Origin of the sequence: Labrenzia sp. R5_0, assembly GCF_017743835.1 — a bacterium.
Lineage (GTDB): Bacteria > Pseudomonadota > Alphaproteobacteria > Rhizobiales > Stappiaceae > Roseibium > Roseibium algicola.
Map to the genome: position 1 here is coordinate 1145103 of NZ_JAGHRK010000001.1, position 12405 is coordinate 1157507.

The following is a 12405-nucleotide window of genomic DNA, read 5'->3' on the forward strand; positions in this document are numbered from 1 at the left end:
TCCGGACAAATATCCGGCATAGTGGAGGAAATATCCATTTTGCCGGAGGAAGCCCTGTGTCCGATGCCTTTCTGTCGCATATTTCCGAGACGCTTAGAGAAATCGAGGCCGAAGGGCTCTACAAACGCGAGCGGTTGATCACCTCGCCGCAGGGCGGTTTGATCACGGTTGGCGGGCGCGAGGTTATCAACCTTTGCGCAAACAATTACCTGGGTCTGGCCGATCATCCGGCTCTCGAGGAGGCGGCCCGCAAGGCTCTTGAGCCGAAGGGTTACGGGATGGCATCCGTGCGCTTCATTTGCGGAACCCAGGACATTCACCGGCAACTTGAGCAACGCCTGGCCGAGTTTCTCGGCAAGGACGATTCCATTCTGTTCGCTGCCTGTTTTGACGCAAATGGCGGCTTATTCGAACCTTTGCTCGGTCCTGAGGACGCGATCATATCGGACGCGCTCAATCACGCATCGATCATAGACGGTATTCGCCTGTGCAAGGCCCAGCGCTATCGCTACGCCAATTCCGATATGGCGGATCTGGAAGCGAAGCTGAAGGAAGCCCGGGCCACCGGTGCCCGCCACATCATGATCGCGACCGACGGTGTCTTCTCGATGGACGGCTATCTGGCCAACCTGCCGGGGGTGACCGAACTCGCCAGGCAATATGATGCCGTGGTGATGGTCGACGATTGCCACGCGACCGGTTTCATGGGGCCGAAGGGCGAGGGCACACCGGCGCATTTCGGGGTTGATGTCGACATCCTGACCGGAACGCTCGGCAAGGCGCTGGGCGGCGGCATTGGTGGTTACATTGCCGGGCCTCAGCCGGTTATTGACCTGCTGCGCCAGCGGGCAAGGCCCTATCTCTTCTCCAACTCCCTGCCACCGGCAGTGGTCATGAGCGGTCTTGAGGCCATCCGCCTGGTGGAAGAGGGTGACGATCTGCGCAAGAACCTCTTCGACAATGCCGGCTATTGGCGTGCAGGCCTCGAAGCGCTCGGCTTCACGCTTCTGCAGGGTGAGCATCCCATCATTCCGGTAATGCTGGGCGAGGCAAAGTTGGCCCAGGAAATGGCGGCAAAGCTGTTTGAGGAAGGCGTCTATGTCTCCGGTTTCTTCTTTCCTGTGGTGCCGCGCGGTCAGGCCCGCATTCGCACGCAGATGAACGCGGCTTTGACCCGGTCCGATCTGGATCGCGCACTGGAAGCCTTCGAAAAGGCCGGCAAGGCGACGGGGGTTCTGTCATGACCAGCAATCAAATGAAGGCGCTGTCCAAGTCCGAGCCGAAAGAGGGCCTCTGGATGACCCGCGCGCCGGTGCCGGAAATCGGTCCGGACGACGTTCTGATCAAGATCCATAAAACCGGCATTTGCGGCACGGATATTCACATCTGGAACTGGGACGACTGGGCGTCGAAGACCGTGCCGGTGCCGATGATCACCGGTCACGAATTCGCCGGCGAAATTGTCGAACTCGGCAAGAACGTCACCGACCTTGAAATCGGCCAGCGATGCTCAGGTGAGGGGCACCTGATCGGACGGCACTCACGCCAGTCTCGCGCGGGCAAGTTTCATCTGGATCCGGAAACCCGCGGCATAGGCGTCAACGAGCAGGGTGCCTTTGCAGAATATCTGCGCTTGCCGGCCTTCAATGTTGTGCCTTTGCCGGACGAGATCGACGATGAGATCGGCGCCATTCTCGATCCGCTCGGCAATGCGGTTCATACCGCACTCAGTTTCGATCTGGTTGGAGAGGATGTTCTGATCACCGGAGCCGGTCCGATCGGCATCATGGCCGCTGCTGTTGCCCGTCATGTTGGGGCGCGCAATGTCGTTATCACTGATATCAATCAGGCGCGTCTCGACCTTGCAACGAAGGTGGCCGACGTGGTGCCGGTCAATGTCGCCCGGGAAGATCTGAAAGGCATCGAGAAGAAACTCGGCATGAAGGAAGGCTTCGACGTCGGCCTGGAAATGTCCGGCAGTCAGGTAGCGCTCGATCAGATGGTCGAGAACCTCGTGATGGGCGGGCGAATTGCACTGCTTGGTATCCCACCCGGAAAGTCGCCAGTCGACTGGTCACGCATCGTGTTCAAGGCCATCACGATCAAGGGCGTTTACGGCCGGGAAATTTTCGAGACCTGGTACAAGATGATTGCCATGCTGCAGAACGGTCTGGACGTGCGCAATGTCATCACGCACCGGTTTGGTGTCGATGATTTCGAAAAAGGTTTTGCTGCCATGAAGTCCGGCGAAGCTGGCAAGGTAGTCCTCAGCTGGACCTGAGCCGGCTGAATGGCGAAGGGAACTTCAGCAGCTACATCAACAATCAAGTGACGCAAGATCGCTCTCGATCAGATCGAAGGCGATCTTTTCGCGCGCGTTTCTTTCCTGGCGGCGTTGCACCGTCTCAGGCAAAGCCGGATTTCTGCGGCAAACCCAGCTTTTTCAGGACCATCACCACCGGGCAAAGTCCGGTAAAGGACGCCTGGACGAGATGGGCGCCGAGAATTCCGGTGAGCCAAAGCCAGTTGAGATTGACGTAGACAGCCAGCAATACCGACGCAAGTATCAGCAGGCCGACCACGAGAAGAATGGCGCGTTCGACGGTCATCGTATTCTCCCAAGTTTCATTCATTCGAAACAGAGAAATTATGCGCCCATTTTACCGCGTTGAACAGGTCCTTGGTTCCGGCGTGACATATCGCCAGGTGGGGATCTCACGGGCGTAATCGCGGCAATTTCCGGATCGACAAGAGAATAATACTCATTTTGAGCATTATTCTCTTGCTAATGCTCAAAATGAGTATTAGATGAGATGCAGCTGAGGAGTTCGGCTGCATTCCAAAAAATTCGAGGGAGGCTCGAATGTCAAAATTTCACTACGGCGTTTTTGTCGGCCGCTTTCAGCCGTTGCATGCCGGCCATGAGGCCGTCATCAGATCTGCTCTGGAACAAGTCGATACGCTGATCGTGCTGATCGGGTCTTCCGGTCAGGCGCGCAGCCCGCGAAATCCCTTCACTTGCGCCGAACGCGAAGAAATGTTCGCAAAGGTGTTCAAGCACGAGCTGACCACCGGCCGTCTGATCCTGAAGCCTGTTTCGGATCATCCCTATTCGGATGCTGCCTGGTGCGCCGAGGTTCAGCGGGCCGTCAATGAAACCGTGCTTGCCGATTACAACAAGGGCGGTGTCGTTCTGCATGGCTTGCAGGATATCGAGATCGCACTTGCAGGCTATGGCAAGGACCGCACGAGCTACTATCTCAAGCTGTTTCCCGAATGGGGCAATGTGCAGTTGGCCAGCCAATACGGCACCTTCTCGTCGACAGACGTGCGCAGGCAGTTGTTCCAGCGCATCCCGGTCATATCGCGGTCGGTTCTGTCGGCCGGCGTGGTGGAGTGGCTGGAAGCCTTCGTTCTGACGGAGACCTTTCGTGCACTTCTGGAAGAGGCCGAGTACCTGGATGCCTATCCCGGGCAATGGGGAAGGGGACCGTTCGTGACGGTGGATGCCGTCGTCATCCAGTCCGGAAACATTCTTCTGGTCGAGCGCGGCCAGGCTCCCGGCAAGGGATTGCTGGCTCTGCCCGGCGGTTTCCTTGATCCCAGTGAAAGCATAAAGGATGCCGCGATCCGCGAGTTGAAGGAAGAAACCGCCATCAGCGACCACAAGGGAGAAATCCCCCCGGCGATGCTGGCGTCTTTCATAGACGGAACCAAGACAAGGGTCTTCGACCATCCTGACCGGTCGTTGCGTGGCCGCATCATCACCCACGCGTTTCTGTTTCGCCTGCCTGAACGGCGCGAACTGTTTTCAGTCACGGGTGGTGACGATGCCAGGTCAGCCAATTGGCATCGCCTTGGCGATCTGAAGTCCGAGCAGTTCTTCGAAGATCACTGGTCCATCATCCAGCTGATGGCGGACCTGTAACAGCGCCCGCGGGGGAGGCCCGCAGGCAATCGCACCTGTCACGTGAGGAGTTCACAATGACAAATCCACTTCTGGCGACTGATAGCTACAAGCAGTCGCATTTCAAGCAATACCCTCCGGAAGCCCGCAGGATTTCTGCTTACCTGGAAGCAAGGCCAAATCCGTTTTCGGACAGCGTCCTGTTCTTCGGGCTGCAAACCTACCTGAAGGACGTGCTTCTCAAGCCGATCACGACATCGGACATTGCGGCGGCTGATCGGATCTGTGCCGCCCATGGCGTTCCCTTCAACCGGGAAGGTTGGGAACAGATCCTGACAGATTACGGTGGCCTGTTTCCGCTGGAGATCAAGGCGCTGCCGGAAGGAACACTGGCACCGAGTGGTGTGCCGCTGGTGCAGGTGGAAAACACCGACGAGCGCATGCCCTGGCTGACGACCTGGGTGGAAACCGCCTTGTTGCGGTCGGTCTGGTACCCGTCGACGGTTGCGACGTTGTCTTTCAAGTGCAAGGAGATCCTGTATCGCGGTCTTCTGGACACATCCGACGATCCGGACAGTCAGATTCCGTTCAAGCTGCACGATTTTGGCGCGCGCGGTGTATCTTCTGCCGAAAGCGCCGCTCTTGGCGGCATGGCCCATCTGGTCAACTTTGCCGGCACCGACACCATGGAAGCTCTGGAAGCGGCCATGACCTGGTACGGCGCGGATGTGGCGGGCTTTTCGATCCCGGCAGCTGAACACTCGACTATGACGAGTTGGGGCCGTGAGCGGGAAGTCGACGCGTACCGGAACATGCTGGTGCAGTTTGGCCATCCCAATGCTCTGGTGGCGGTCGTTTCAGACAGCTACGATCTCGGCAATGCTGTCGAGAACCTGTGGTGCGGACGGTTGAAGGACGAGGTGCTGAAATCGGGGGCAACGGTCGTCATCCGCCCGGATTCCGGCGACCCTGTCGAAATGCCGTTGAAGGTTATGGAAACCCTTTGGCAGCACTACGGCGGCTCTGAAAACAGCAAGGGGGCGCGCGTATTGCATCCGTCGGTTCGCGTCATTCAGGGTGACGGCATGAAGCTCGACACCATCAGGCAACTGGTGGAAGAGCTGGTGCGTCGCAATTGGTCGGTCGACAACATCGCCGTCGGAATGGGCGGGGGACTGTTGCAGCAGGTCAACCGGGACACGATGCGCTTTGCCATGAAGGCAAATGCGATGAAAACTGCTGATGGCACCTGGCGCGATGTCTCCAAGAACCCGGCGACCGATCCCGGCAAGGCGTCCAAGGCCGGTCGGCAGGTGACGGTCCTGGAAAACGGAGTGCTGAGCGCGGTTCGTCTCGAAGCGGTTGGCGGCAGAACCGATCAGTTGCAGACGGTCTACCGCAATGGCGTACTGGTGAAGGACTGGACTTTCGAAGAGGTACGCGCTCTGGCCCGTAAGCACCTGTTGGAAAGGGTGGCGAGCTGACCACATGATTGACCCATGGTGTTGGCCGGATGACCGGCCAGCACTGGAAACAACGGTGCGGACGGCTAAAGGGCCGTCCGTTGCCAATCCGGTTCGTAGGTGATGTCGGAAACGCCGGCAAAGCGGGCGGTGCGTTCCAGCTCCGCCTGTAGTTTGGCCTCTCGGCCCTTTGAGGCTCTGATGCCTTGTTCCGGCCAGTAGGCCCGCACATGAAGCCTGTTCTCGCTCCTGAGTGCCTTCATGTCGATGCGGCCGATCAAACGGTCACCTTCCAGGACAGGGAAGACGTAGTAGCCGTATTGGCGCTTCGGTTCAGGAACGAAGATCTCGATCCGGTAGTAGAAACCGAACAGGCGCTCGGCCCTTTTGCGGTCGCGAAGTGCAGGATCGAACGGCGACAGGATCCGCACCCGCGAAGGCGGTTCGGGAAGCTCGGAAACGGTATCCAGCGTCTCCGGATAGGCGAACACCTTCCGCCAGGATCCATCGACACACTCAACTTCAATCTCGGTAATCGTGCCCGCAGCCTTTGCTGCCGTACACCAGTCCTTGGCTTCCTGTGGCGTGATCAGGTCCCAGAAAGCAGCGATCTCGCCGGAGGTCGCAAAGCCCAGCCTGTCGAGCGCGGAGCGGGCTGCCCAATCTGTCGTTTCTTCAAAGTCATGAACAGCATTGAGATGTTGCGCCGGAATGACCCGTTCCGTCAGGTCGTAGACTTTCTGAAATCCGTTCCGGCCGGTTACCGACAATTCGCCGGTGCGCCACAGAAACTCGAGAGCTGCCTTTGAGGGGTGCCATTCCCACCAGCCGCCATTGCTGCGTTGCTCGTCTTCTCCGACAGATGCCGACGTGACCGGACCATGGTCGCTGATCTTGTTCAGAATCTCGTCGAATTTCCGTTCGAACTCGTTCTGGTGCCAGTTGCGCCACCTGTTGATGAGGTTTTCCTTGTCCCGACTGAATCGCAGGCGCCAATGCCGGAAAAACTCTGTCGGTATGACCGACGCATCGTGCGTCCAATGCTCGAACAGATGCCGGTCACGCTCGGCAAGAAGCTTGAGGTTCTTTTCCTTGTAGGCTGGTCGCCGGGCAGCCAGGATCATGTGGTGCGCGCGGGCGACAGTGTTGATGCTGTCGAGCTGCACGAAGCCGATCTGGTCTATGACCGCAGCAAGATCATCGCCTTTTCCGGTTCCCTTGGGGGCGGATGCAAGGCCGTGTCTTTCGAGGAAGAGGTGCCGAGCAATACGATTCGGCAGCCGGGGCAGGGGGGAGGCACTCATGCGGCAAGGCTAGCATCTTCCAGGTTTCAAAGAAAATGACCGCAGGGATCTTATTGTGAATTTTTGCAAGAGCGACAGATGCCGTTGTCAAAATGAAACCGCAAATACAACGCGTGCACACGTAAAACGTGTTTTTTTGATTGACCGATTAGTCAAAAGAAGTTTCACTGATTTGTCTGACTTCATTCATGGCTTTGTTTGAGCGGTATAAAATGAGTGTTTTCAATCATTTGAGAAAGAGAATACTGGTTTCGGGTCTTGCTTGCCTGGCTTTGACGCTGTCCTCTGCTGCCAGTGCCGACACGAATGACTGTTCCTCCGTCAAGTTGAACGGTTCCAGTGTCTGGTACCCGATTTCCATGCGCCAGGAAGCCGATGTCGGCCTCAATGGTGTGTTTCCCGACCTCGCAATTGAAATCTTTTCAGCATTGGATTTGCCTTTGGTCATGGGGCCGGATCTGCCGTGGAAACGGCTTTTGACATTGCTTGAGCATGGGCAGATCGACGTCCTGGCGGGGGCCTATCTGACTGACGAAAGGCTCGCCAAGTTCGGCGTCAGTCTGCCGGTCATGCGCGAAGATGTCGGTGTCTTTGTCCGCACCAGCCTGGATATCCGCCCTGCATCTCTTGAAGACCTTGCGGGACTGAGAGGCGTTGCACCGTTCGGGGCATCGTTTGGCGAAGAATTCGAAACCTATGCGGCTGCCAAACTGTCCATCGATCGGCAACCCTTCGACGACTTCAAGACCAACATGTACCTGCTGGCAGAGGATAAGGCCGACTATCTGGTCATTGCACGCCGGGACGGCGAGATGATGATCCAGGAAGCCGGGGTCGAAGGGAAGGTCGAAGTCCTGCCGTGGTCTGCGGCTGTCAACACGGTTCATTTCCTGTTCTCCCGCGCGACACCGTGTATAAGAATGCTGGAGTCCTTTGACGAGGAACTGCAGCGTCGCCGTGAATCCGGTGAGCTGAACAAGCTGATCGAAGGCTACACTCTGCCCACGGGCGACGGATAGAAGAAGCAAGAGACCCCATGCAGCAACAGGTGATGGCGTGACGGATTTAGGCGCAGCCGGTCCGGGACTGATACTGATTGCCGTGCTGGTGTTTCTGAGCGCAGGGTTCATCAAGGGGCTTGTGGGCTTCGGATTGCCGACAATCGGGCTTGGCCTGATGACTGTGTTTGTCGGTGTCGAAAAGGCGATGGTCCTTATCCTCTGGCCGGCATTCCTGACCAACCTCTGGCAAAGCCTGTCCGGTGGTTACCTGCGGGTTCTCTTGCCCCGTCTCTGGCCGTTTCTGGTGTCAGCCGTGGTGATGCTCGCCGCCGGAACCTTCATCCTCACCCAGTTGCCGGAAGGCGGCGCCGATCTGCTTCTGGGGGTACTGATGGTTTCCTACGCGGTGCCGATGCTTGCAGGGCTGGTGCTGCATATTCCGGAAAACCGGGTCGTCCCGGTTGGAGTGGTCGTCGGGCTGGTTAACGGTGTCCTTTCGGGACTGACGGGGTCCTACACGGTGCCCGGTGTCATGTATCTGCAGGCGCTGGGGCTCACGCGAGACGAACTTATCCAGGCAATGGGTCTCTTGTTCCTGCTGTCGACGACGGCGCTCGGTATTTCACTTGGCGGTTTCGGACTGATGGGAGGCCAGGAAGCCGTGGCCTCTGCTGCGCTGGTCGTACCGGCCCTGACCGGCGTCTGGTTTGGACAGCGCGCACGCAAGAAAGTGTCGGAGGCCGGTTTCCGCCGGCTCGTGCTGGCAGCCATCCTCGCCCTTGGCCTTTACCTCATTCCACTGGGTCTCTGGCGGCTGCTCTAGCTTTTCCGGCAGAAGTCTCGGCGGGAAATTGTGGCGCTTGGGAGCGCAGCCAAGGACTTGCGTTTCCAACGACATTCCGGCCAAGCGAAGCGCGAGCCGGGACAGAGACAACGTTGTGTTCGCTGTCTTCTTCGGCTTGTTTCGCCAGATCTCGGCACACCGATCACGGATCTTCGCTACGCTACGTCCTGGTTGACCATGGCGGGCTACAAAAAAACGCCGCGAAGACCGCGGCGTTCGAGGACTGGTTTTTCAGGCCGCGTCTTACTTGGCGATCAGCCGCATGGGGGTGGCGGTGCCGACCCCGGATGTCGTCTTGGTGTTGGCCCACTGGTAGGACTGACGTTCCTCCGTCGGTGTGCACAAGAAGCGCTCGCGGTAGCATTTGGTGAAATGCGAGGTGGAGGCAAAGCCGCAGGCCAAAGCGACATCCAGCACCGGGCGGCTGGTCCGGCGCAACAGGTCGCGCGCGGTTTCAAGGCGCAGGCGCAAGTAGTACTGGCCGGGCGTGCAGTTGAAATGACGCCGGAACAGGCGCTCCAGCTGGCGCGGCGACAGGTTGACCGTCATCGCAAGTTGCTGGCAGCTCAGCGGGTCTTCGATATGCAAATCCATGATCCGGATCGCGTCGAGGATCTTGGCATTCGAAATGCCGGTCCGGGCCTCGATGTCATGGCGCTGTGCAGATTCGCCGGAACGCATGTTCTGGTAGAGCGCGACTTCGGCAACTTCATGGGCAAGATAGGCACCATGCTGGATCGCGATCAGGCGCAGCATCATGTCGAGCGACGCCATGCCGCCGGCACAGGTGATGCAGTTGCGGTCGATCGCAAAGATATCGGACGTTACTTCGACATCCGGAAATTCTTCTCGCAGGGATCTCAGGTTTTCCCAATGGATCGTGCAGCGGCGACCATCGAGAAGATGATACCGGGCAAGCAGATAGGCACCGGTGCAGATGGCGCCAAAGGTGCGGCCCATTGCGTTCAGACGGCGCAGCTTGTTGCCGAGTTCCGTGTCCAGCGGCAGGCGCTCGACGTCGATGCCGGTGCACAAAAGTGTAATGTCTGCATCGTGCAGGTCGCGAATAGATTTTTTGACCGCGACTTCGCAGCCGTTGCTCGCCGTGACGGGATTCCCGTCAAGCGAATAAGTTGTCCATTGGTAGTACTCTCTTCCCAAAAGGCGATTTGCTATTCTGACAGGTTCGATAACGCTGGCGAAAGCGTTCATGGAAAATCGCTCCATGAGCACGAATGCTATCTTCTGGCCTGATTCATCGTGCGCGCGTCCGGACATTTACTGTGCCTCTATGGAAGGTATTATTGCCATTTGTCTTTGGCTTTCAGCAAGTTTTGCAGTTTGTATTTATCTGTCAAATAAAAAACGCTTACAGACCTGATATTCTCGTAAATGTCACAAACGAATTGGCAACGTTGCCCAGCCCGTCATCCAGGTGCGGAACATTTCATCGGCAAATGCTGTCTTTTTCACCGCGATGCCGACGCTGCGCCGCTCCAGGCCTTCATGGTCGAGCGGGACGCCTGTCAAAGTATCCTTCATCTTCAAATGACCGGCTGGAAGGATGGCAGCGCCAAAGCCTAATCCGGCCAATTCCAGTACCTGCTGATCGTTGACCGCTTCAGCTGAAACGTTCAACGGCAGGCCCGCCAGGGCGAATTCAGCCAGCAGGGCATCGTAATTCGGGCAATATCTGCGGGAGATCAGGGAAACGGACTGAAGGTCGTTCATGGAAATCCTGTTGCTCCCGGCCAGCGGATGAGACCTTGCAACGGCAAGTACATAAGGTTCGCTGTAGAGTTCCCGGTACTTGTGGCTCTTGGGGGAACAGGCCTTGTCGACCAGAGAAAGTTCCGCGTCCGCCGCTGCCTGCTCGAAACGCATCTCAAGTGTCGGATAAGTGGTGCGTAGGGCATGGAATGCCCCTTGAAACGCGGGAAGCAGAATATCGGGCGCCGTATAGAGGCTCAGGCGAAGCGGGGGCTCTTTCAGGAAGCGGTTCTCGGCGTCTCCGACAGCCCGGAGGATAGACTGGGCATGGTGATACAAATCGCGGCCAGCCGGTGTCGGGCGTAACCCGGTGCGGGAACGGACAAACAGCGACGTTCCAATTGCGTCTTCAAGTTTTTGCAAGGCCTGGGACAAGGACGGTTGGGAAATGCCGTGTCCCGAGGCAGCCGCGCTGATCGTTCCCAATTCGAAGGCGCTGACGAAATAGCGAAGCGGGGTTACTTCAAGCATAGGAATTGCCTATATCAACGATAGAAAGCATAGGAGTATACTGTAAAGCAAGCTGAGGGCACAACTCGGGCGGTCAATTGCAACGCCGTACCGAAGGAACTTCCGAATGAATTCCGCAATACCCCTGTCTCCGTCAGAAACCTTTCCGCTGCCTCGAACCGAACCGATCGCCATTCATCGTGTGCTTGATCTGTTTGAAAAAGGGTCACCGGAACTCTTCGGCGAACTGTCGGAACAGTTGGACTTCCGCATCGACCACTACCGCGATGAAACCGACGTTGCCTGGCAGGTGGCCTCCGGGCTGGAGGAAATGGCTGGTGTCCTGCAGCGCCTTGCACAGGACGTTTTTCCGAAGGGAACACATATTCTCGCTCTCGCCTCCCAGGCATTGGGGCAGGGATGGTTCCTGACCCGGTTCGAGCAAAGGTTCTTCTATCCTGTCAGGAACTGCGAATGCGAAAGCATCACCTATATCCTCAGCCACGAAGACAACGGAAAGCTCGATTTCTTTCGGGAAACCGTGACGACAATTGAAGAAAGACGCTGACGTGTAATGCAGGTGGCGTGGCCGTCCGGCATCGCCGGATGGCCTGTCAGGAAAGGCCAGCGAATGCCTGCAGGCCGGAATCTTGAACATTTTTAGAATGATTTTTTTGAACTAAGTGCGTTTAGTGGATCGCAGTTGCTTCAAGTCAAGGCTGGACTAGTGCTACATGAGGCACAATCTAATACGAGCGCTGACATACGGACCAAGATTGACATGAACGTACTTGCCAAACCCGCCGACCTCGAAGCTGCCGCCCCGGCTGGCGCTTTCGTCGAGGAAGTGAAATCCGTCCAGCATTACACGGACCGCCTGTTCCGCTTTCGCATGACACGCCCGGCGAGCTTCCGCTTCCGGTCTGGGGAATTCGTGATGATCGGTCTGATGATCGACGGCAAGCCGCTCTATCGCGCTTATTCCATCGCCAGCCCGGCATGGGACGAAGAACTCGAGTTCTTCTCCATCAAGGTTCCGGACGGCCCGCTGACGTCTCATCTTCAGAAGATCCAGCCGGGTGATGCCGTGCTGATGAAGAAGAAGCCGACCGGCACGCTGGTGAACGATGCGCTCATCCCCGGCAAGCGCGTCTACATGTTCTCCACCGGAACCGGCATCGCACCGTTTGCGAGCCTGATCCGTGACCCGGACACCTACGAAAAATTCGACCAGGTGATCCTGACCCATACCTGCCGTGAAGTTTCCGAGCTGAAATACGGCGAGGACCTCGTGCAGGAAACCATCAACGATCCGCTGATCGGTGAGTTCGCAAAGGACAAGCTGGTCCATTACACCTCCGTGACCCGGGAAGACTTTCCGCGTCAGGGCCGTATCACCGATCTGATCAAGTCCGGCAAACTGTTTGAAGACCTCGGCGTGCCGCCGCTCGATCCCGCCGTTGACCGCGGCATGATCTGCGGTTCCATGGACATGTTGAAGGACACCAAGGCGCTTCTGGAAGAAGCAGGCCTCACCGAAGGTGCAAACAACAAGCCGGCAGAGTTCGTTGTCGAGCGTGCGTTTGTCGGCTGAGTCGGCAACGGCTTAATCTGTTATTAATGCTTAGATCTTTGGCCGGGGGCGCGTGTTTAACACGTGCCCCCG

12 protein-coding genes are annotated in these 12405 nt (G+C 57.6%); 8 read left to right on the top strand and 4 right to left on the bottom strand.

Translation table 11 applies throughout. The features are described from left to right. Positions 1-56 precede the first annotated feature (56 nt). A complete protein-coding gene (locus J7447_RS05305) occupies positions 57-1244 on the top strand; it encodes a glycine C-acetyltransferase (RefSeq protein WP_209168999.1) in 1188 nt (395 codons plus the stop codon). 11 nt (positions 1245-1255) lie between these two features. Then, a complete protein-coding gene (tdh, locus tag J7447_RS05310; RefSeq protein ID WP_208993601.1) occupies positions 1256-2281 on the top strand; it encodes an L-threonine 3-dehydrogenase in 1026 nt (341 codons plus the stop codon). A 124-nt stretch (positions 2282-2405) separates the two neighbouring features. Here the strand turns inward: tdh and J7447_RS05315 are convergent, their stop codons facing one another. Continuing rightward, positions 2406-2609, bottom strand: a complete 204-nt coding sequence (locus J7447_RS05315) for a YgaP-like transmembrane domain (protein ID WP_031270681.1) — start codon at positions 2607-2609, stop codon at positions 2406-2408. Positions 2610-2863: 254 nt separating this feature from the next. Here J7447_RS05315 and J7447_RS05320 point away from each other — a divergent pair, with 254 nt between their 5' ends. Both J7447_RS05320 and J7447_RS05325 read left to right on the top strand, forming a co-directional pair. Continuing rightward, complete coding sequence (locus J7447_RS05320; protein ID WP_077290151.1) at positions 2864-3928, top strand: NUDIX domain-containing protein; 1065 nt, start codon at positions 2864-2866, stop codon at positions 3926-3928. 56 nt (positions 3929-3984) lie between these two features. Beyond that, a complete protein-coding gene (locus tag J7447_RS05325; protein WP_209169000.1) occupies positions 3985-5391 on the top strand; it encodes a nicotinate phosphoribosyltransferase in 1407 nt (468 codons plus the stop codon). A gap of 65 nt (positions 5392-5456) precedes the next feature. Here the strand turns inward: J7447_RS05325 and J7447_RS05330 are convergent, their stop codons facing one another. After that, complete coding sequence (locus J7447_RS05330; RefSeq protein ID WP_209169001.1) at positions 5457-6674, bottom strand: crosslink repair DNA glycosylase YcaQ family protein; 1218 nt, start codon at positions 6672-6674, stop codon at positions 5457-5459. A gap of 212 nt (positions 6675-6886) precedes the next feature. On the opposite strand from J7447_RS05330, the gene J7447_RS05335 reads away from it, so the two are divergent. Together J7447_RS05335 and J7447_RS05340 are read left to right on the top strand one after the other, a co-directional pair. Then, positions 6887-7693, top strand: coding sequence for a transporter substrate-binding domain-containing protein (locus J7447_RS05335; RefSeq protein ID WP_209169002.1), 807 nt, complete (start codon positions 6887-6889; stop codon positions 7691-7693). Positions 7694-7730: 37 nt separating this feature from the next. After that, positions 7731-8498 carry a sulfite exporter TauE/SafE family protein gene (locus J7447_RS05340; protein ID WP_209169003.1) on the top strand — a complete coding sequence of 256 codons (768 nt, stop codon included), beginning with the start codon at positions 7731-7733 and terminating at the stop codon, positions 8496-8498. A 264-nt stretch (positions 8499-8762) separates the two neighbouring features. Here the strand turns inward: J7447_RS05340 and J7447_RS05345 are convergent, their stop codons facing one another. Together J7447_RS05345 and J7447_RS05350 are read right to left on the bottom strand one after the other, a co-directional pair. After that, the gene (locus J7447_RS05345) at positions 8763-9797 is read right to left on the bottom strand and encodes a GlxA family transcriptional regulator (RefSeq protein WP_023003882.1); all 1035 of its coding nucleotides are present in this window, start codon (positions 9795-9797) and stop codon (positions 8763-8765) included. A gap of 117 nt (positions 9798-9914) precedes the next feature. Next, entirely contained in the window at positions 9915-10760 is an 846-nt protein-coding gene (locus J7447_RS05350; RefSeq protein ID WP_209169004.1) for a LysR family transcriptional regulator, read from the bottom strand. Between the two features lie 106 nt (positions 10761-10866). Here J7447_RS05350 and J7447_RS05355 point away from each other — a divergent pair, with 106 nt between their 5' ends. Together J7447_RS05355 and J7447_RS05360 are read left to right on the top strand one after the other, a co-directional pair. Next, complete coding sequence (locus J7447_RS05355; protein ID WP_023003884.1) at positions 10867-11307, top strand: hypothetical protein; 441 nt, start codon at positions 10867-10869, stop codon at positions 11305-11307. 213 nt (positions 11308-11520) lie between these two features. Beyond that, the gene (locus J7447_RS05360; protein ID WP_023003885.1) at positions 11521-12333 is read left to right on the top strand and encodes a ferredoxin--NADP reductase; all 813 of its coding nucleotides are present in this window, start codon (positions 11521-11523) and stop codon (positions 12331-12333) included. The last annotated feature ends 72 nt before the right edge of the window (positions 12334-12405 follow it).

Coding starts and splice junctions, on each gene's coding strand:
- J7447_RS05320 (WP_077290151.1), top strand. CDS start 2,864: ATGTCAAAATTTCACTACGGCGTTTTTGTCGGCCGCTTTCAGCCGTTG.
- J7447_RS05315 (WP_031270681.1), bottom strand. CDS start 2,609: ATGACCGTCGAACGCGCCATTCTTCTCGTGGTCGGCCTGCTGATACTT.
- J7447_RS05335 (WP_209169002.1), top strand. CDS start 6,887: ATGAGTGTTTTCAATCATTTGAGAAAGAGAATACTGGTTTCGGGTCTT.
- J7447_RS05345 (WP_023003882.1), bottom strand. CDS start 9,797: ATGTCCGGACGCGCGCACGATGAATCAGGCCAGAAGATAGCATTCGTG.
- J7447_RS05355 (WP_023003884.1), top strand. CDS start 10,867: ATGAATTCCGCAATACCCCTGTCTCCGTCAGAAACCTTTCCGCTGCCT.
- J7447_RS05325 (WP_209169000.1), top strand. CDS start 3,985: ATGACAAATCCACTTCTGGCGACTGATAGCTACAAGCAGTCGCATTTC.
- tdh (WP_208993601.1), top strand. CDS start 1,256: ATGAAGGCGCTGTCCAAGTCCGAGCCGAAAGAGGGCCTCTGGATGACC.
- J7447_RS05350 (WP_209169004.1), bottom strand. CDS start 10,760: ATGCTTGAAGTAACCCCGCTTCGCTATTTCGTCAGCGCCTTCGAATTG.
- J7447_RS05330 (WP_209169001.1), bottom strand. CDS start 6,674: ATGAGTGCCTCCCCCCTGCCCCGGCTGCCGAATCGTATTGCTCGGCAC.
- J7447_RS05360 (WP_023003885.1), top strand. CDS start 11,521: ATGAACGTACTTGCCAAACCCGCCGACCTCGAAGCTGCCGCCCCGGCT.